At 69.0% G+C, this 20,477-nt stretch carries 9 protein-coding genes; 4 read left to right on the top strand and 5 right to left on the bottom strand.

Annotated features, from left to right (window positions below; genetic code table 11):
* Positions 1 to 66: 66 nt before the first annotated feature.
* The 4 genes from AB0M08_RS17770 to AB0M08_RS17755 are packed head-to-tail and all read left to right on the top strand — an operon-like array spanning position 67 to position 3,588.
* The gene (locus tag AB0M08_RS17770) at positions 67 to 840 is read left to right on the top strand and encodes a hydroxyethylthiazole kinase (RefSeq protein ID WP_364493903.1); all 774 of its coding nucleotides are present in this window, start codon (positions 67 to 69) and stop codon (positions 838 to 840) included.
* The gene (locus AB0M08_RS17765) at positions 837 to 2,162 is read left to right on the top strand and encodes an LLM class flavin-dependent oxidoreductase (protein WP_364493900.1); all 1,326 of its coding nucleotides are present in this window, start codon (positions 837 to 839) and stop codon (positions 2,160 to 2,162) included. The genes AB0M08_RS17770 and AB0M08_RS17765 overlap by 4 nt, the downstream gene beginning before the upstream one ends.
* The gene (locus tag AB0M08_RS17760; protein WP_364493898.1) at positions 2,159 to 2,911 is read left to right on the top strand and encodes a rhodanese-like domain-containing protein; all 753 of its coding nucleotides are present in this window, start codon (positions 2,159 to 2,161) and stop codon (positions 2,909 to 2,911) included. The genes AB0M08_RS17765 and AB0M08_RS17760 overlap by 4 nt, the downstream gene beginning before the upstream one ends.
* Complete coding sequence (locus AB0M08_RS17755) at positions 2,896 to 3,588, top strand: GntR family transcriptional regulator (protein ID WP_364493895.1); 693 nt, start codon at positions 2,896 to 2,898, stop codon at positions 3,586 to 3,588. Before AB0M08_RS17760 ends, AB0M08_RS17755 begins: the two co-directional genes overlap by 16 nt.
* 9 nt (positions 3,589 to 3,597) lie before the next feature.
* On the opposite strand, the gene add is transcribed toward AB0M08_RS17755, so the two are convergent.
* The 5 genes from add to AB0M08_RS17730 all read right to left on the bottom strand — a co-directional run bounded on the left by add (position 3,598) and on the right by AB0M08_RS17730 (position 20,400).
* On the bottom strand, positions 3,598 to 4,575 hold the full coding sequence (gene add / locus AB0M08_RS17750; RefSeq protein WP_364493892.1) for an adenosine deaminase: 978 nt from the start codon (positions 4,573 to 4,575) through the stop codon (positions 3,598 to 3,600).
* A 39-nt stretch (positions 4,576 to 4,614) separates the two neighbouring features.
* Positions 4,615 to 5,583, bottom strand: coding sequence for an LD-carboxypeptidase (locus AB0M08_RS17745; protein WP_364493889.1), 969 nt, complete (start codon positions 5,581 to 5,583; stop codon positions 4,615 to 4,617).
* 41 nt (positions 5,584 to 5,624) lie between these two features.
* Positions 5,625 to 6,605: an NAD-dependent epimerase/dehydratase family protein gene (locus tag AB0M08_RS17740; protein WP_364493886.1), complete on the bottom strand. Its 981-nt coding sequence runs from the start codon at positions 6,603 to 6,605 to the stop codon at positions 5,625 to 5,627.
* Positions 6,606 to 6,651: 46 nt separating this feature from the next.
* Positions 6,652 to 8,607 (bottom strand): FAD-dependent oxidoreductase, encoded by a 1,956-nt coding sequence (locus AB0M08_RS17735; protein WP_364493883.1) that lies wholly within the window; start codon positions 8,605 to 8,607, stop codon positions 6,652 to 6,654.
* Between the two features lie 783 nt (positions 8,608 to 9,390).
* A complete protein-coding gene (locus tag AB0M08_RS17730) occupies positions 9,391 to 20,400 on the bottom strand; it encodes a LamG-like jellyroll fold domain-containing protein (RefSeq protein WP_364493881.1) in 11,010 nt (3,669 codons plus the stop codon).
* Positions 20,401 to 20,477: the final 77 nt, after the last annotated feature.

The raw sequence follows: 20,477 nt of genomic DNA, 5'->3' as shown, positions 1-20,477 counted from the left end.
AGCGCTGGCCAGCCCTAGACTCGACCGCACTGTATGCAGCGATATACAAAAGACGGAGCGAGGATCATGACCACGTACGACTGGAAGCAGGGCTACGCGCGGATCGCCGAGCGCGGCCCGTTCGTCTACGGCCTGACCAACTACATCGCGGCCAACCTGAGCGCCAACGTGCTGCTCGCCGCCGGCGCCGGGCCCGCCATCGGCGCCGCGTCGGACTGGACCACCACGTTCCCGGCGGGCGCGAACGCGGTCTGGATCAACACGGCCGCGCTGATGAGCAGCGACGAGGACTCGCTGCGCACGGTCGCCCGGACGGCGCACCAGGCCGGCACGCCGTGGGTGCTCGACCCGGTCGCGGTCGGCGCGGGCGCCGCCAAGTACGACGACTTCGTCCGCTCGCTGCTGGAGTTCCGGCCCACCGCGATCCGCGGCAACGCCAGCGAACTGATCGCGCTCGCCGGGGGCGCCGCGACCGGCAAGGGCGTGGAGACCACCGTCGACTCGTCGGCCGCGATCACCGCCGTCGGCGAGTTCGCCGCCCGGATCGGCACGGTCGTCGCGGTCAGCGGGCCGGTCGACTACCTCTCGGACGGTTCGCGGATCGTCGAGGTGCCCGGCGGCGACGTCCGGCTGACCCGGGTCACCGGCGCCGGGTGCGCGCTCGGCGCCCTCACCGCCGCGGCGATCTTCGCGACCGGGGACGCGCTCCAGGGCGCGGTCGTGGCGCATTCCGCCTACGCGCTCGCCGCTGAGCGGGCCGGAGCGCGTACCAAGGGAACCGGCTCTTTCGCCGTTGCCCTGGTCGACGAGCTGTCGCTTTTGAATGAGGTCACCGAGTGAAGCAGATCCACCTCGGCGCCTTTCTCAACGCGGGTGTTCAGGGGACCGCGGGATGGCGGCACCCGGACGCGTCGCCCGCCTTTCTCACCGCCGCGCACTACGTCCGGATCGCGCAGACCCTGGAGGCGGGGCGATTCGATTTCGCGTTCGTTCCGGACGCGCTCAGCGTGCCGCGCAGCCTCGGCGGCTCGTTCGATCCGGCCGTGAAGTGGGGCTCCGGAACGCCGCGCCTGGATCCGGTTCCGGTGGTCACGCTGATGGCCGGAGCGACCACGCATCTCGGCGTGGCGGCGACCGTTTCCACCGGCTATCACGAGCCCTACAACGTGGCCCGGGAATTCGCGACCATCGACCATCTCACCGGCGGCCGGTCCGGCTGGAACGTGGTGACCAGTTTCCAGGACGCCGAGGCGCAGAACTTCGGGCAGGCCACGCTGCCGCCGCGAGGGAAACGCTATGCGCGTGCCGAGGAGTTCCTCGAAGTCGTCACCCGGCTCTGGGACAGCTGGGACGACGACGCGATCGTCGCCGACCGGGAATCCGGCGTCTTCGGGCACCCGGAGCGAGTCGAGGCGATCGACCACGACGGCGAGCATTTCCGGGTGCAGGGGCCGTTGAGCGTGCCGCGCCCGCCGCAGGGCTATCCGGTCGTCATTCAGGCCGGCGCCAGCGATTCCGGTCGCGATTTCGCCGCCCGCTGGGCCGATGTCATCTTCTGCAGCCACGCGTCGCTGGAATCCGCGATCGCGTTCTACGCCGACGTGAAAGCGCGGGCCGCCGCGCACGGCCGCGACCCGGACCAGGTGAAGATCCTGCCCGCCGCGACGCCGGTGGTCGGGGTGGACGCGAAGGCCAGGCACGAGGCCTTCGCCGACCTGGTCTCGATCGAGGCGGGGCTCTCCCGGCTCGCCTATCACGTGAACGTGGACCTGACGCGATACGACCTGGACGGCCCGTTGCCGACTCTCGAAGAGGTCGGCGTCGAGGGCCATTACCGCGAGGTCGTCGAATACGCCGAGAAGAACGATCTGACCGTCGGGCAGATCGGGCGCTGGTACGGCGCGCGCACCGAGGGCAGCATGGTCGGCACCGGGACCGAGGTCGCCGACATCATCGAGCGCTGGGTCGATTCCGGGGCCGCCGACGGATTCGTCATCCAGGCCACCCACGTGCCCGGCGCGTTCGACGGGTTCGTCGGCGAGGTCGTTCCGGAACTGCAGCGCCGGGGACGATTCCGCACCGAGTACGAGGGCGCCACACTGCGGGAGAACCTCGGGCTCGCCCGGCCGGAGCGCGGTGAGTGGAAGGCGCGCCGGAAGTGACCGGGCCGCTCGTCTCCGCGGCATGGCTGGCCGATCATCTCGGCGAGGTGACCGTGCTGGACGCCTCCATTCACCGCACCGCGACGGGATTCGCGCCCGGTCGCGAGGCGTTCGCGGCCGGGCACATTCCCTCGGCCCGCTTCGCGGACCTCGTCACGGACTTCTCCGACCCGGATGCGCCGTTCCCCTTCACCCTGCCGTCGGTCGAGCGGCTGCGTTCGGTTGCGCTTCTTTCCGGCGTACGCAATAGGAAGAGGGTGATCGTCTATGACCGCAACGGAGGCGCCTGGGCGGCTCGCATCTGGTGGCTGCTCCGGGTCCACGGATTCGCCTCGGTGAGCGTGCTCGACGGCGGTTTCCGGGCATGGACCGGGCCCGTCGAGACCGGCATTCCCGCGCCTCTTTCCGAGGTCGGCGAGCTGACCCTGCATTCGCCTTCCGAGCAGGCCACCGCGGACCTCGACGAGGTGGCACGGGCCGAGCCCGGGACGCTGGTCTGCGCGCTGCGTGCGGAGCAGTTCGCGGCCGAGCACATCCCGGGCAGCGTGAACGTCCCCTACCTCGCGCTGCTCCGGGACGACGGCACCATCGACCTCGACCGGGCCCGCTCCTCCGCGGTGGAGGCCTCGTCGATCGTCTACTGCGGCGGCGGGATCAACGCGGCCGGGCTCATCCTCGCCCTGGTCGCGGCCGGGCTGCCCGCGCCGCGGCTCTTCGACGGCTCGCTCAACGCATGGCGCGCCCGGTGACCGGGAACGCGCGGGACACCATCTACCGCACGCTGCTGGAGCGGCTGACGCACGGCTTCTACCCGGCCGGGACGCCGCTGATCCCGCAGACGCTGAGCGAGGAGTTCGCGGTCTCCCGGACGCCGGTCCGCGAGGCCCTGGCCCTGCTCGAACAGGACGGCCTGCTGGTCTCCGGCCGACGCGGCTTCGAGATCCGGCACCGGAGCGACGAGGAGATCCTGGAGATCTTCGAGGCGCGGGCGGTCCTGGAGTCGTCGGCCGTCTACGCCGCCGCCACCCGGGCCACGCCGATCGACCTGGCCCGGCTCCAGGACCTGCACGACCGCTCGCAGGCCACCGACGACCCGGCCGAGGTCCGGCGCCTGTTCAACCACTTCCACGACGCGCTGCGCAACGCGGCGCACAACCGGACCATCACCGGCCTGCTGCGCACCATCGAGGCCCAGGTGAAGGTGGCCGCGCCGTGGACCACGCCCGGCGGGCCCCGCGAGTTCGGCCCGAGCATCGCCGAGCACGCCGCGATCCTGACGGCGATCCGGGGCGGCGACGCGCCAGGCGCGCGGACCGCGAGCCTGACGCACAGCGCCCACGACCGGGACACCCGGGTGAGTCAGCTGATCATCCGAATGGCCGAGGACCTGACAGCCCCCGACTCCACGGCCGCCGGGCCCTTTTAGCCGCTTTTGTTAAGAAGCCAGCCAGGCGTCGATCTTCGCCACCTGCGCGGCCACGAACTCGGCCGGGGCGGCGGAGCCCTCCAGGGAGGCCTTCGCGATCCCGGCCAGGTCACCGTCGCTGAGCCCGAGGGAGGTGCGGGCGATCTCGTACTCCTCGAGGAGGCCCGCGCCGAACAGCAGCGGGTCGTCGCCGTTGAGCGAGCAGCGGACGCCCGCCTCCAGCAGCGCCGGCAGCGGGTGCGCGCCGATCTCCGGGACCACCCAGAGCGCCACGTTCGACGTCGGGCAGACGTCCAGCACGATGCCCTCGGCGGCGAGCCGGCGGATCAGCTCGGGGTCCTCGACGGCCCGGACGCCGTGCTGGATGCGCTGCGCGCCGAGCCGGTCCAGGGCGTCGATGACGCTCTCCGGGCCGCGCAGCTCACCGGCGTGCGGGGCCGCCTTCAGGCCCGCCTCCCGGGCGATCAGGAACGCCTTCTCGAACGGCGCCGGCGGGAAGAGCGCCTCGTCGGCGGCGAGCCCGAACGAGACCACCCCGCGACCGGCGAACTCCGCGCCCAGCAGCGCGAGCGCCTCCGCGTCCGCCGGCGGCAGGTTCCGGATCGCGCAGAACAGCAGCCCGAACCCGATCCCGAGCCGCGCCGCCTCGGCCCGGCCGGTCTCCAGCATGAACGTGGTCACCTCGGCCGGCGTGCCGAACTGCGGCACGTAGAACATCGGGTTGACCTGCGCCTCGATCCACACCGCCCCGGACGCGGCGGCATCCTGCACCACCTCGCGGATCACCCGGGCCAGGTGCTCCCGGGTCCGGACGAACGCCACCGCACCGTCGTACATCGCGACGAACTCCGGGAAGCTGGCGAACCCCCGCGTCGGCGGGGCGAGCTCACCGGCCTCGGCGGCGAGCTCGGCGAGGGTGGCCGGACGCATCGCGCCCTCGAGGTGGATGTGCAGGTGCGCCTTGGGCAGCGTCGCGAGGTCACGCATGGTTCCGTGTTTCTCCTGGTCAGTGAAGGATCCAGGAGTCTAACCGGCGACACCCGCCGCGACGGTGAGAGTCCCGGCCACCGTGTCGATCGCCGCCCTGGTCCCGAGCGGAACGGTCAGCTGGCCGGTGCCATGGCCGATCCGCAGGCCGCCCAGCACCGGCACGCCCAGCCCGCCGAGCCGGTCCTGCACCGCCTGGGCCGCCGTCCACTGGCCGCTCACCACCGCGGCGTCGGTGAACTGCCCGATCGCCACCCCGGCGATCCGGCGCAGCGCACCCACCCGGATGAGGTGGGTCAACATCCGGTCATAGCTGTACGGCGCCTCGTCGGTGTCCTCGAAGAGCAGGATCGCGCCGCTCAGATCGGGCAGATCCTTGGTGTCGACACTCGCCTGCAGCATGCTCAGATTGCCGCCGAGCAGGGTGCCGGTCGCCACGCCGGGGACGCTCACCGCCGCGCTGGGCTCGGCCGGGTCGCGGGTCAGCACGATCGGGTCGGTGGTCATCACCGCCCGGCGCAGCGACTCGATCTCGGTGGGACCGGTTCGCGAGTCGGTCCAGTTCACCATCGGCCCGTAGAAGCTGACCAGGCGGGCGGCGGTCCAGAGGCGGCCGGAGAGCACGGTCAGGTCGCTGAACCCGACGAAGACCCGCGGATCACGGCGCACCGCGTCCAGGTCGAGGCCGTCGATGATCCGCTGCGTGCCGTAGCCACCCCGGGCCGCGAAGACGCCGCGCACACCGGGGTCTCGGAAGGCCGCGTTGAGATCGGCGAGGCGGTCCGCGTCGGTGCCGGCCAGGTAGCCGTAGCGGTCGTAGAGGTGGGCGCCGGGCTCGACCACCAGCCCGAAGCCCTGCAGGATCTGAATACCCCGGGCCAGCCGCTCGTCAGGGACGCCTGCGGGCGCGACGACTCTGACCCGGTCACCCGGTCGGAGCGCGGGTGGGCGGACCACCTTCCGCGCCGGTTTCCCTGGGAGAGCAGCTCCTGCAGCCGTCACAGCCATAAAGCTACGGCGAGAGATCATCACTCAGCGAAACGATGCCGCTACGGATTGACCTCGTCAAGGATCAACCCGCGTTCTCGCAGCCACCGCTCCGTGCGGGCCATCCCCTCGACCAGACCGACCGCGGGCGTGTAGCCGAGCATCCGGTGGGCCTTCGCGATCGAATAGGTTCCGGTCCGGGTGAAGTAGCGCATCGAGGTCGCGTTGAACTCGGTCCGGATCCCGGCGAGCGCCGCCGCCCGCCCGGCCACCTCCGCGATCGCGACCGCCAGCCCGGCCGGCAGGGTTCGGGGCCCGCGCTTGCCCAGCATGCGGTAGTAGTGACCGAAGAACTCCCGGCACGGCACGCCCACCCCGCCGGTGAGGGTGAAGACCTGGCCCGCGCCCTCCGGCCTCGTCGCCGCCAGCAGCAGCCCGTCCACGAGATCGTCGACGTAGACCGGGCTGAAGATGCCGTCGCCCCGCCCCGGCAGCAAAAAACGTCCCTTTTTGATCAGCTCGACCGGCAGGACCGTCCACGGGCGGGAGCCGGGCCCGTAGACGTCGCCCGGCCGTACCACCGTGACCGCGATCCGCCCCTCGGCGTGGGCCTGCAGCACCACCTGCTCCCCCGCGATCTTGGTGTCGACATACGGGTTCCCATCGGTCCGGACCGGGCGGTCCTCGGTCACCCCGTCCGGGAACCCCAGGTCCGAGAAGGCCCGGATCGACGAGAGCTGCACGAACCGCCCGGCCTGCGCCCGCACCGCCGCATCGACCGCGTTCCGCGTCCCCAGGACGTTGACCGGCCACTGCTCCGCGAGCCCCACGGCGTTCGACACCACCGCCGCGGCGTGCACGACCAGATCGGCACCGCGCACGGCGTCCTGCCACTCGCCCACCTCACCGACGTCACCCGCGACCACCCCGGCCGGCTCGTCCGCGCAAAGGTCGACCCCGCCGACCGCATGCCCCTGCTCCCGCAACCGCACGGCGAGTGCCCGCCCGATGAACCCGTTCGCCCCGGTGATGAAGACGCGCATCAATCGAGGAGACCACCGCCGCACGAACGACGGCAAGCAGCGCGGGTCAGGCCGGGGTGAAAAGGACCGCGTCGGCGACGACGTAGCCGGTCGTTCCGGTGGTGCGGATCAGCACGCTTCCGGCTGTGCCTTTTCGGAAAGTCCAGGTGCCGAGCGGCACCCATTCGCCGCCGGAAGTGCGCTGGTCGACGGTGCGGGTCACGGTTCCGGCGCTGTGGATGACGTCGACCGGAACGGCGGCGGCACGGTTCTCGTGGGCGGTCCAGCGCAGCTTCACCGTGTAACGCCCGGCGGCCGGCAGGTCAGGGGTGAAACGGAAGCTGGCCGTGCCCTTGTTCGCGTCGCTGTCGTGTTCGAAATCGGCGCCGAAATAGCCGGGCGCCCCCGAAGCGTGCGTCCACTCGCCCTTCCGCGTCACGCCCTTCGTCATCGCGTTGTCCACGACGACCTCGCCGTCCTCGATCGGCGGCCAGTGCAGGACCTGTCCGTCGGCCAGCAGCTTCGCCCGCAGCGTCGCGTAGTCGAGCCGCTGCACGGGCACGTTCGCCGCCAGCGCGAGCATCGCCGCCGTCGCCGCGGACTGCGCCAGCATCATGAAAACCGGTTCCATCCGGATCGATCCGTACGCGATATGGGAAGCCGCAAGGCAGACCGGAACCGTGAGATTCTCGCACTGGGTCTCGATCGGAACGATCGAGCGGAAACTGACCGGAAAAGCGCCCGGAACGCTCGCCTGCACGTCCCCTTCATTGTGCACCACACCGTCGACGACCACGCGCTGACAGTTATGCGAATCCATCTGATAGCTCGCCAGCCCGACCGGATCGTTCGCGGTCACGTCCCCCCGGCAGTCGTGCTCGGTCATGACGTATGCCGAGAGCATCCGCCGCGCCTCACGCACGTAGATCTGCGGCGACCAACCCCCGTTGCCGGTGAATTCGTCCGCCGCCAGCCCCCAGCTCCCGGTCGCCTCACGGATCTCTGCGGGCAGCCGCGGATCATTCCCCAAAAACCACATCAAACCTTTTTGGTACGCCACATGCGCCGCGACAATCGACTCCCGCTCGGCGTGACTCGCGGTCGGATAGGCATAGTTCCCGCCGACATAATCGGTCGAAAATGGCCCCTCATTGTTGGCGTCGACTTTCCCGCCCCCGACGCTCTCGGTGTTGAAGAACGGCCCTCGATATCCCACTTGGACATGCCGGAACAGCAGCTCATAATCCGCCGCCTGATACCCGTCCGGTTGGGTGAACGGGATCCGCGAGGCATCCTGGGTGAGACACATCCGGAAGTTGTAGGCCTGGATCAGCCCGTCCGCGCTGCCCCTCGCCGCCACCGGCCCCGCCGAGATCCCCGGCAGCAGCCCGCTCGACGCCCGCCCGGCCACGACGTAGGGATCCACCCCACGATCGAACTGGTGCCCGGACCGCAGCTGCACCCCGTTGATCGTCTCCCCGTAGGCGGCGTTCCCTTCCCGCCCGACGACCCACTTCACCCCGGCCCGGTCCATGAGATCGCCTTCATACCCGGCATCCACGAACATCCGCCCACGAAACACGTGACCGTTCTCGCCCACCAGCTCGGTGATCCGATTCCCGACCTTGGCGACGGCGTGGAGCCGCACCCCGAGGTAGACGTCCACACCGGCTTCCTTGACCATCTCGGCCAGTACGGCGCTCGCCACGCTGGGCGCAAACCGGAACTGCGGAACAGCGGTGTTCTTCGCGTGCACCCGCCGGTAGAACTCGGCAGCGATCCCCCCGATCGACTCGACAGTCCCACCATCGGTCGCCCCGAGCCCTCCGGTGGTCATCCCCCCGACGTGCTGTCCGGGTTCGACCACGACGGCGGTGTGCCCCATCCGCCGTGCCTGGATCGCGGCGACGAGCCCGGCCGCGGTCGCCCCATAGACGACGAGATCAGCGTCAACCAGCTCCGGCCCGCGGCGAGACCAGAGCGCCGCCGCAGTGGCACCACCGCCGGCCAGAAGGACGGTCACCCCACCGAGCTGAAGAAGACGCCGTCGGCCAACCAGACGCGACATCCTGCGAACTCCCCCTCGCAGCCCACCGCCGCGCCTCTCAAAAACAACGAGCCCATCCTGATCGACCCCGATTTCCGTGTCAACGCAGCCTGACGCCCACGCCGACCTTGCTCGATGTGAACCCGGACGGGCGTCCCCTGCCGGCCACCGGGGTCAGAACACCTAGCGAACTTCCTCCGGCGCAAGACGTAACGCGTTTGCAGTGAATACGAGGCCGCCTTTCCTGGCTCTTTCCACAGCAAACTTTCCGGCACGGAAACGACGTTCCGGAGTGTGCGGATCCGGCATCGATATACACCTTAGGCGATTAGTTGTCATTCGCATCAGAACCCGCCAGAGGGCACCGATGAACGGCTTCATATCCGGGACGTCACCAACGGTCAAAGTGGTCGCCCATTGACCAATCTCCAGCGCACCCGGACTTTTCTCGATACTCCTCTGCCACTGGACTATGTAGTCGCTCTCCGGGCTCTCTATCCGCCCATTGGTTCGCACACGAGGCGCAAGCATCGGGCGGGCCTCCCGATTCCAGATACCGACGTAGCGACCACAGTCGGCAACCCGCTCTCGCACGGGAGGCCGCCCAAACTCCTGCCAGTCATCATCGATGATCACCGCACCGGGCAAAGCTATCCTGATCGCAGAAACTATCGCTTCCTCGTCCTCAGGCAGCAAAAATATCTCCGTGGCTCGCGAACCCGCCATGCCCCACCTCAATCGATCCCTGCAGCGTACAGCCTAGACCTTCGGGATCATGATTACCTGACCCTCACCATGCTCTGCAAGCCACTGAGAATTCTCGATCTCACGATCCGTGAAGCTTCCATCCGGATTGACATCGGCGGTCTGGTAGTAAATCTTCTCGCCCATCTCGTTCTCGAAGATCAGGTCCGGCTGCTTGTACTTCTTCCGGTCCGCCGAGTAGACCCTCTTCTGCTTCTTGGTGCCACCTGCGATGTGCTTCCAGTCCGGGTTCGCATCCATGATGTCGAACTGAAGGCCGTAGTCCTGCGTTCGGGTCGCCCGGTCGCCACGGATACCACCCGTGTTACGCACGATCCGCGGGTTACCACCGGTGTCACATGTGCACTTCTTCGAGTGAGGCTGACCGCTGGGAGCGTTTTTCGAACCGCCACAGTTGTGCACGAGAACCTGCGATGAACCAGTACGCACGTAGTACGTGTGGATGTCGTTGACCGTGAGGTCGTCCATCCACTTGAGGCCGGTCCAGAGCTTGATCGCGGCAACCGTCTGGGTGGATTCGCCGTCGGCGTTGCGGAGCTTGTCGCCCGCCTTCAAGTCCTTGGCCTCGGTCCACTCGCCCGTCGTAGCGTTCCAGAACGGATGGTTCGCGGTCGACTCGACCGTGGTTGTCTTACCGGTCTTGTCGTCCCTGACCGTCACGTCGGCGAAGTCGGTGTCCTGGTGGTGGTGCAGGACGCTGACCGGCTTGCCCTCGGTGTCACCGGTCGCAGGGTCAGTAGCCAGGACCTTGTCGCCGAGTTCGACCTCAGCGATCGGCTTCGTCGTGCCATCGGCCATGACGACCTCGGTGGACGGGTCGAAGCTGTGACACTTGGCCGCGCCGCCGGTCACGGCGCCGATCAGCGCACCCGTTGCCGCGGCGTTGCGGGTCTGCTTCCAGTCGATGCTGCCCGTGGTGGCCAACTGCTCGGCCGCGTCGGCGAAACCATCGGAGACACCGCCACCGATGGCGCCGGAGACGGCCTTTCCGAGGAGGCCGGCGCCGAGCTTACAAGCGGCCATGCCGGCCAGCTTGCCGCCGATCGCGCCGCCCAAGCCGCCCGTTGCGGCGCCGAGGACGCCGGTGAAGGCGGCGCTCGCTAGGGAGCCGCCGAGGTCGGAGAGGTTGTGGATGTCGCCGGAAGCGGCGTCCTTGAGGACGCTGATCGCGATGCCGGCGACGATGCCGCCGACCGGGCCGAGGGTGGCCACCGCGACGACCGTGGCCACCGTGGCCGCGATCGCGATGATCTCCTTCTTGTGCTTCTTGACGAAGGCGACCGTCTTCTTCTTCGCGTCCTTGACGACCTTGACGGCCTTCTTCGCCGCGCGGACAACCCGCTGTTTCAGGGCGTGACCCTTACGCTGGGCCTCCTTATGCGCCTTGGTCGCGCGACGATGCTGTTCACGGGACTTCTTCGCGGCCTTCTTCCGGCCCGAGTCCGCCTTCTTCGCCAGGCTCTTCCAACCCACCCGCTTCGCGACGTGGGCGACCTTGCTCAGGACCTTCGCCTTGGCGCTGTAGTAGCTCGAGGAGACCGAGTGGTAGGCGTACGACGCGTAGCTGCTGGCGTACGACGTGGCCTGGGAAGCGTACGAGGAGACCGTGCTGGTCACCCGGGACACCGCGGAGGTGACCTTGCTCCACCAGCCGTGGCCGGACGGGTCGGTGACCGTCAGCGGGTTCGCGTCGCCGTACTGGTAGCGGTTGGCGCTGACCGAGTCCGGGATCGGGCTGTTCGACTGGGTGTCGCGGGAGTCGAACTGACCCGTGCCGGTGTTGTACCAGCGCGCGGCCATGTTGGTCCGGCCGGTGGAGGACTCGGTGTACTCGGACTGGTAACCGAGGCTGCCGAGCATGCCGCCGGTCGCCTTCACCGTACCCAGCGGGTCGTAGACCGTGGAGCCGGAGAGGGCGGTGCCGGTGGAGGTGAACTGGCCGACGATGTCGTCGTGCAGGTCGGTCCAGACCAGGCGGGTATTGCTGCCCGACGCCGTGCCGACCACATCGGCGCCCGGGTCACGCACGTAGGTCGCGCCCGAGTCGTCGGTGGCCAGGTCGTTGCCGGTACCCGTGTAGGAGAAACCGGTCTGCAGGGCACGGCCCAGCGCGTCGTAGCCGTACGTCTCGGTGCCCGAGCCGTACGACTGGGTGATCACCTCGTCGAAGGCATCCGACGTCGTCGTGTACGCCGCCGACGGGCCGACCACCGAAGTCAGCGTGCCCCGCGGGGTGTAGCTGTAGGAGACCCCGGCGGAGTCGGTGACCAGACGGTTCCGCTGGTCGTAGGTGTACGTGGTCGACCCGTTGCCGGTCCGGTTGCCGGACGCGTCGTACGTGTAGCCGATCGTCGTGGTCCCGTTGTTCCACGAGGTCAGACGGTCGGCGAGGTCGTACCCGTACGTGTTGGTGATCGTGGCGCTGCCGCCGAAGTTCGTGGTGGTCTTCGACGTCTCGTTGCTGTTCGCGTCCCAGGTGTACGCGACCTTCGCGACCGAGGCGCCGGCCGAGGTCTTCAGCTCGTCGGCGGTGACCCGGTGCAGCTTGTCGTAGGTGAAGGACCGGTAGTCACCGGAGCCGTAGGTGATCGTCGAGATCGCCGACGTGGTGTCGTACGCGTACGAGAGGTCGGTCCCGGCGGTGGTGTTCTTCAGCGTGGAGAGCCGGTCCGCGCCGTCGTACGTGTAGGCGGTGGTGCCCGCGCTGTCGGTCCGGGAGGCCATCAGGCCGTCGGAGGTGTAGCTGAACGACGAGTTCCCGGACGGGCCGCTGATCGCGGTCGGCAGGTTCCGGTCGTCGTAGGTGACCGTGTTGTCCCCGGACGGCGAGGAGAACGTGGTGACCCGGCCACCGAGGTCGTAGGAGAACGACCGGGTACTGGTGGCCGCGGCGGCGCCGGTGCCCGCCTGCGAGGTCAGCTGACCCATGTTGTCGTAGCTGTAGGTCTGCTCGACCCCGCCGGGTGAGGTCTGTTTCACCGCCTGCCCGGCCGCGTCGTACGTGATCGTGTAGCTGCGGTCGGCGGTCGACACGTACTGGCTGGTGACCGGCTCGATCGTCGACTCGGCCAGGTTCCAGGAGTTGTACGTGGTCCAGAACGCGTTGTTCCGGCCGTCGGTGAACCGGGTCTGGTTGCCGAGCAGGTCGTACCCGAACGAGGTGGTGATCGCCGCGCCCGAAGCGGTCGGCTGGCTCTCGGTGAGCGGCATGCCGGTCGGGTCGTAGGTGAACGACGTCGTCGTGCCCCGCCCGTCGGTGCTGGTCAGCACGTTCCCGGCGGAGTCGTACGTCTGCGACGAGGAGGTCAGCGCGGTGGTGCTGGTCTTCGACGCGTACGTCGCCGACGCGGTGGTCTGGCCCAGCATGTCGTACGTGGTGGTCGAGTACACGCTGTCCGGGGCGATCTGCCCGGTGGGCCGGCCCAGGCCGTCGTACTCGGTGGTGCTGGTCTGCCCGGCGCCGTCCTTGACGGTGACCTGCTCACCCACGCTGTTGTAGGTGTAGGACTCGGTCACCCCGGCCGGGGTCTTCATCGACGCGAGCAGCCCGGCGTCGTCGTAGCCGTACGTGGTGGTCAGCGACTGGCCGGTCTGCCGGACCGCCTCCGTCGAGGTGAGCTTGCGGCCCAGGTAGTCGTAGGTCATCGCGGTGACCGCACCGGTCGGGCCGGTCACCGTCAGCGGCTCACCCGCCAGGTCGTAGGTGACCGTCGTGGTGGCACCGTTCGGCGCGACCGTCTTCGCGAGGCGGCCCAGCTGGTCGTACGTGTAACCGGTGGTGTTGCCCCGTTCGTCCGTCGAGGAGACGGTCTGGCCGAGCGAGTCGAACGTGGTCGTCGACACCGGGTTGATCGTCGCACCGGCGGGCGTCGTGTAGGTCGCGCCGTGGGTCTCGTAGGCGCGGCCGGCCCGGTCGTACAGGTAGGTGCTCCTGTTGCCGTTGCCGTCGACGCTCTCGGTCTGGTCACCGAACGTGTCGTACCCGGCGTAGCTGACCGGGCGGGCGACGGTCTGACCCGTGAACGTCTCGGCGGTGACCGCCGGCGCCGTGGTGATCACCGGGCGCTCGGCCACATCGTACGTGACGTCGGTGGCGTTACCCAGCGCGTCGAAGGAGCGCGTGACCAGGCCGCCCTCGTCCAGGGTCGACGACGTGCGGGAGACCTTCGCGGCCGTCGGCTGGGTGTTGCCGTAGATCGCGGAGACCTGGGTCGCGGAGAGGGCCCGCTGGAAGAACTGCACGTCGGCGATGGAGCCGGTGAAGCCGCTGGCGCCGTACTGGTTGCCGATGTTGAGCTGGCCGGTGGCCTGGTTGTTGAAGGCGTTCACACCGACCGTGCTGGTCGCGACCAGCGCGTTGTTGACGTAGAGCTTGACCGTGCCGGCGGTCGGGTCGACCACCACGGCCAGGTGGGTCCAGGCGTTCAGGGCCGGGAGGCCGGCGGCGCTCGCCGCGGACCACCAGCCGGACGATCCGTCGGCGAGGCGGACGGTGCCCTCGGCCTGCCACTTGTCGGTCGAGGCGAGGTAGGCCAGCTTGAACGTCGAGTTGCCGTTCGCGCCGGGCTGAGCCAGCACGTAGCCGTCGGCGGCCTTGCTGGTCAGCTTGACCCAGGTGCTGGTGGTGTACGCCCGGGTGGTGTCCACCACCGGGCCGTCGGTGAGGACCTTCGAGGTGCCGCTGCCGGTGAAGGTGGCGCTGCCGGAGAGGCCGGTCGGCGCGGCGGTCGACCAGGTCACGTCGGAGGTGGTGCCGGGGCTGTTGCCCGCGCTGTCGGCCGCCCGGGTGCCGCTGGTCTCGTTCAGCTTCCAGCGTGCCACCGGGGTGGTCGCCGGGTCGCTGTTGTACGCGGTCTCCGCGGTGATCCGGCCCTCGGCGTCGTAGCGGTAGTCGGTGGCCGACAGGGTGCTGCCGGTGCCGACCGCCTGCGTCGTGGTGATCACGTTGTCGGTGACGTTGTAGACGTTCGTGGTCACCCGGTTGACCCCGGACGGGTCGACCGTCGTGGTGGTCTGGCGGCCCGCGGCGTCGTACGCGAAAACGGTCTTGGTCTTGCCGTTGTTGGTCAGCTGGGTGGTCAGATTGCCGTCGTAGTCGTAGGAGTTCTGCTCCTGGACGTACGTGCTGGTGCCGTCGGTGATCGTGACCTTCGCGGTCAGATCGTTGTCGGTGTACGTGTACGACGTGGTCCGGCCCATGGCGTCGGTGGTGCTGGCCAGACGGCCGTCCGGGTCGTAGACGTTGGTCTCGGTGACCAGATCGGAAGCGGTCGACGGGTTGTTCGGGTCGCCGGTCCAGCCCTTCATCGTCTCGGAGAGCACGTTGCCCTCGGCGTCGACGTCGTAGGCCGTGGAGCCGCCGTCCGAATCGGTCTCCAGGATCACCTGGCCGTACGCGTTGTAGGTGAAGTTCGTCGACTTGCCGACCGCGTCGGTCTGCGAGTCCTTCTGCCCGAGGGAGTTGAAGGTGACCGTCTGGGTGCGGGCGACGTCGCCGCCGGTGCTGTCCGCGGTGGTCTGCGACGTCATGTTGCCGTCGGCGTCGTACGTGTTGGTGGTGACCGCGGTGTGCACCGCGCCGGTGACCCGGTTGGTGACCGGCGGGTCGGTCTCGGTCAGGACCAAGCCCTGGGCGTCGTAGGTGAAGGTCGAGGTCCGGCCGCCCGGGAACGTCCCGGTGGTGATCGTCTCGGTGAGCTTCCGGCCGAGCTTGTCGTACGTGTAGACCGACACCTCGCCCGAGGGCGACATGGTCTTGGCCAGGTCACCGTTGGCGTAGTACGCGATGCCCTGCACGCCGCCACCGGCGTTGACGATCCGGTACGGCAGACCCGCCGGCGCATAACCCCCGTCGTAGCCCGCGATCGTGGTGCCGTCGGTGAAGAGCGTGCTCGTGGTCCGGCCCAGCGGGTCGGTGGTGCCGAGCGGGTTGCCCTTGGCGTCGTAGTTGTACGTCGTCAGGTACGTGGTGTCGGTCGCCGATGACGAACGGCCGTCCCGGCTGGTGATCATCACGTCGTTGCGCGGGTCGACCGGGCTGGCCGTGTTGAGGTAGTAGCCGAAGTACGTGCTGGCGCAGAGGTTCGCCGACTGGTCCTGACAGGTGATCTGCTGGATCGTGTTGCCGCGCTCGTCCTGCACGGTCTGCGTCCGCACGCCGTTCGGGTCGTACACCAGGCTGGAGTAGCCGCCGATGTCGTAGCCGTACTTCGTCACGTTGCCGAGCGCGTCGGTCTCCGCGACCTGACGGTTGTTCAGCAGGTCGTACGCGTACGAGATGGTCTTGCCGCCCGGGTCGGTGACCGTGACGTTCTTGACCGGCATGGTGATGGTCTTGACCGTGGTGTCGACCGTGGTCACCGCGACCGCGACGGTCTGCTTGCTCGCCTCGAGCTGGGCCGTCACCTGGTCGGCGGTGAGCTCGCTCGGGTAGAAGGCCGCCTCGGCGATCTTGCCGGAGAAGTACGAGGTGGTCGCGGCGGTCAGGCCGGACCAGCCGGTGCCGGTAAGGCCCGCGCCGAGGTACGCGTACGGCTGGGCGCCCGGCGCGAAGGCGACCGTGCCGGTGCTCGCGCTGGCCTTGACGCCGTCGATGTAGAGGGTCTGCGCGGTGCCCGACGAGGTCAGGATCGCGTTGTGCCACTTGCCGTCGTTGACCACGGCGGTCGAGGAGAGCGACAGCGTCCACTTCTGCGGGTTGCTGCTGTTGCAGGTGTAGAGCTGCAGCTGCGTGCCGTTGGTCGTGGTGCCGTTCGGCAGGTCCAGGCACTTGCCGGAGTTCGGGTTCCGGAAGCCGCCGTTGTACGGCTCCCAGAGCTGGGCCGCCGAGGCGTTACAGGTGTAGAGCTGGATCAGGGTGTTGTTCGCGGTGGCGGCGTTCGGCACGTCCAGGCACTTGCCGGAGACCTGGATCGAGCCGTTGGCCAGCAGCGTCATGTTCTGCGCGGCGCTGTTGTTGCAGTCGTAGATCCGGATCGGGTTGTTGTTGGTGGTGAGGTTGCTCGCGTTGTCGACACACTTTCCGGCGTACGCCGAGCGCAGCGGCCCGGTCGGGGTGGTCGACGGCGCCAGGGCGCGCAGCTTGCCGTCCGAGCTGACCCAGAGCGTCGGCAGGCCCGGCGCGGTGGTCTCGCCGAGCGCGCCGGCCTGCGAGCCGAGCAGCACCTTGCCGGTGGCGGTGGTGTTGAACCAGACGCTGACCGAGTTCGCCCCGGCCGGCGCCACCCCGCTGGGCAGCGCGACGTTGCCGGCGGTGCCGTCCAGGGTGATCGCGGTCGCGTCGCTGAACGGGCCGGTCGCGCCGAGCGTCACCCCGCTGTACGTCGCGGTGTCGCCGGCGACCTCGTTGACCGCGTCGGTGGTGTCGGTGTCGGTCTCGCCGAGCCGCCAGTAGTTGGTGGGCTTGGCGCCGAGCACCGAGGCGGCGTAGACGTCGCTGCTGCCGGCGATGGTCGGCGTGCCCATCGTCCAGACGCCGTTGTTCTCGTCGGTCACCGAGGTGACCTGGCCGGTGACGTTGCTGACCGCGACCTGGGACTGGATCCGCCCGGCCGGGGACTTGATGTACCGGATCGCCGAGCTGGAGTTCTTCGCGACCGAGTAGATCCCGCTGACGTCGGTGCTGGTCAGCGCCTTGGTGAAGAAACCGACGTCGGCGATCGAGCCGGTGAAGTAGGTGGCAACGGCGGGCGAGACGCCGGTGCTGGCGTGGTCCGGCCAGCTGTTGCCGACGAAGCCAGCGCCGACGTACTCGTAGGCGGAGCCGCCGGTCTGGTACAGCGAGATGGTGCCGGCGAGCGAGCCCTGCGCGGCGCCGTCCAGGTAGAGGGTCTGGGTGGCGCCGGCGCCGGAGAGCACCACGTGGTGCCAGGCGCCGTCGATCACCGTCGACTTCGACTTGATCGGGCTGGCCGAGCCCTGCCAGAACTCACCGCGCAGGTAGCCGTTCTTGTCGACGTAGAGCGCCGGGGTGTAGTTGCTGGCCGTGGTCCCCGCGGTGATCGCACCCGCGCTGTAGCTGAACAGCACGCCACCGGCGGTGCTGGTCTTGAACCACATGCTGACCGTCTGGTACGAGCCGTCGGCGACGAGCTTGCCGGGCAGTTGCACGTACGACGCGGAGCCGGTGAACGCGGCGGTGGTGGCGCCCGAGTCGGGCAGGCCGGAGGCCCCGCCGAGCGTGACGTTCTTGTAGGTGCCGTTGTCCGTGCCGGCGTTGGTCAGCACCGAGCTCACGGCGGAGGTGCCGGAGGCGTCGTTGAGCCGCCAGTACGAGTACGGGTTCAGGTTGAGCACCGCGTTGGCGTACTGGTTGTTCCAGTTGGCCCAGTTGTAGACGGTGCAGTCGGTGGTGGTTCCCGGCGGGCAGACCGTGGTCAGCCGGTCGTAGGTGCCGTACGCGTAGGTCCAGGTGTAGCCGGTCCCGCCCGCGGTCGGCGCGTCGGTGGTCACCGTCGCGACGTGCGTTCCGGTCCAGGTCAGAGTGAGGGTACGGCCGGACGCGTTGGTCATCGTCGCGATCAGGCCGGTCGTGGCGTCGTACGCGAAGGTCAGCGCCCGCCCGTTCGCGTCGATGATCTGGGTGACCTTGTAGACGCCGCCGGTCGCGTCCCGGCCGAAGACGTACTGGGTGGCGTCCTTGTCGGTCAGGGTGTAGCCGGTGGTCTGCTTGGTGAAGACGGCGTACCGGCCGGACGGCGCGGTGAACGTCCCGTCGGTGTTGCGGCCGAACGCGACCTCCGAACCGTTCGGGTAGGTGACCACGACGGTCTGCACGGCGCCGGTGGTGTCGTACCGCTCGGTGGCCTTGACGTCCAGGATGCTCGACCAGCCCTGACCGAAAGCACCGGTCCGCCGGGTGTCCAGGCTGTTGTAGCTCCGCGAGATCTCCAGCGCCGGGCCGACGCCGGTGACCTGGGCGTCGCTCGCCGAGGTGGTGTAGTTGCCGTTGTTCGGGTCGAAGCCGGCGCCCGGGTTCTGCGCCAGATCCGAGGTCAGCCGGGGTTGCGGCACCGGTGTGGTGAAGGCGTAGGCCCCCGACTCCGCGGTGGTGCCGACCTTGTCACCGATCTTGACGGTGTAGTAGTAGGTGCTGTTCCAGGCGAGCTTGCCCGCGGGCACCTGCCAGCCCTGCGTGGTCACCGCACCCGACGAGACCAACGCGGTGCCGGCGCTGTTGTAGACGGTGTAGTTATAGGTCAAACCCTTTGCGGGGTACGCGTCCGGGTCGTGCGCCCGGGTCGCCAGCTGCGGCGTCAGCGTCTCGACGATCGCGTTGTTCCCCGGGTACCGGGTGTCGACCTGCGGCAGCACGTTCGCGGTGTAGGTCAGGCTCAGCTGCGGCTTGTAGTCGCCGGAGGAGTAGTTCGCCGAGGTGAACCGCTTCCAGGCGTACGAGTCGGTGACCGAGGAGAGCAGCGCGAGGCCGAGGTTGGAGCCGCCGGACGACCAGTCGTTGAAGGTCGCCACGCTCAGCGGCACGGTGACCCACTTGCCGATGCTGCGGTCCGCGCCGGTGTTGGTGCAGGCGGTGCCCGGGTCGGTGACGGTCAGCGAGCCGATCGGGTCGGTGCTGACGTCCGCGCCCGGGTACGCCACGGTGCTCAGGTTCGCCACGGTCCACGACTCGGCGGCGGTGTGCACGTAGAACGCGCGGTCCACCGAGCAGGCGTACTGCCAGGTCAGGTAGAGCTTGAGGCTCGCCGCGGTGACCCGGCCGCCGGTCACCCCGGAGGTGCTGAAGTCGCCGAAGTGGATGAACGAGCGGGCCTTGGTGGTGCCGCTGTTGTACGTGCCGACCGGCAGGTTGTCGCCGTTCTGGTCGCTCGACGTGGTGTCCGAGTCGTTGTCCACGTAGACGTCGCCGGTGTCGCCGGTGGTCACCGTCGGGTCGACCCGGATCGGGTAGACGCGGGCCGGGTCGTCGAGCCAGGCGCGGTCGGCGACGACCTTCAGCGCGGGGGCGCCGTCCACCTGGATCAGCGACATCTCGACCTTCGACGAGTGCGTCATCTCGCCGGACTGCTCGTCGAACTTCGCGTCCTTCATCGAGCCGTGCGGGAAGGAGGCCTTCACCGCGCCGTCGGCGTCGACCAGCTCGACCGAGCCGTCCTTCGCCATCCGCGGGGTCAGCCCGGTCAGGCGCAGCGGGAACACCCACTCATTCCCCGCCGCAGGCGACGCCAGAACCAGGGTCTCCTTCACACCGTTGGTGAAGGTCTGCAGCTCCAGGTCGGTGCCGGGCAGGATTTTCGGGTACGTCGCAACGGTGCCGTCAACGGTGGGGGTGACCGTGGCGGCGCCTTGAAGGTCGTATCCGACCGAGCCGCCGGAGGGGATCGTCATCGAGACGAGCGGGTCCCGCAGCTCCTCCACCGGTGCCGACGGTGCGGCCGACGGGACGGTGACGGGCTCTTCCTCGACCGCGCCGAGGGAGACATCCAGGGAGTTCGCCTTCATCGACCAGCGCGACCCGGATTTCACCAGGGTCGTGTCGATCGGCTGCCAGGTGCCGTCGGTCGCCTTGTAGTTGGAGCGGCCCGCCGAGTAGACCTGGGTGAGCGAGCCGTCCGCGTTCGCGTACTGGCTCATGCCCGCCTTGGACTTGCCGGACTGCCGCTTGCTGGTCTTGGCGACGTAGCCCACCTGCGCGGGGTCGGTCTTCGTGGTCCCGTCGGAGGCGTCGTGCGGCAGGTAGCCGTCGAGGCCGCCCGGCGCGATCTCCTGCGCCTCGCCGTGCCCGCCGTTCGCGGTGGTCGCCGCCGCCGAGGTGTATCCACCATGGCCGGGGTCGCGCCGCTGCTGCACCGGCAGCCCGGTCACCGCGGCCCACGCCGTGCGCAGGGTGAACAGGTCGGTCAGCCAGCTCAGCGGGAAGCTCCCGCCGGGCTGCACCACCTGCGCGGGTACCGCTACCGAGAGGCCGAAGAGCAGAAGGGTGAAAACAGCACAGCGCCGCCACCAGGACATCGCGATCGACTCCCCCGTACGTGATGCGATAGGCACGGCGAGTATTTGCTGTGCTGATCATGGGAGTCAACAGTGAAGATCCTCGAAGTCTCATAACGATTTGGCATCCATGT

The organism is Actinoplanes sp. NPDC051851 (assembly GCF_040681165.1).
GTDB lineage: Bacteria > Actinomycetota > Actinomycetes > Mycobacteriales > Micromonosporaceae > Actinoplanes.
Note: the sequence above shows the minus strand (reverse complement) of the source record. Positions and strands in the feature narration are given on the sequence as shown.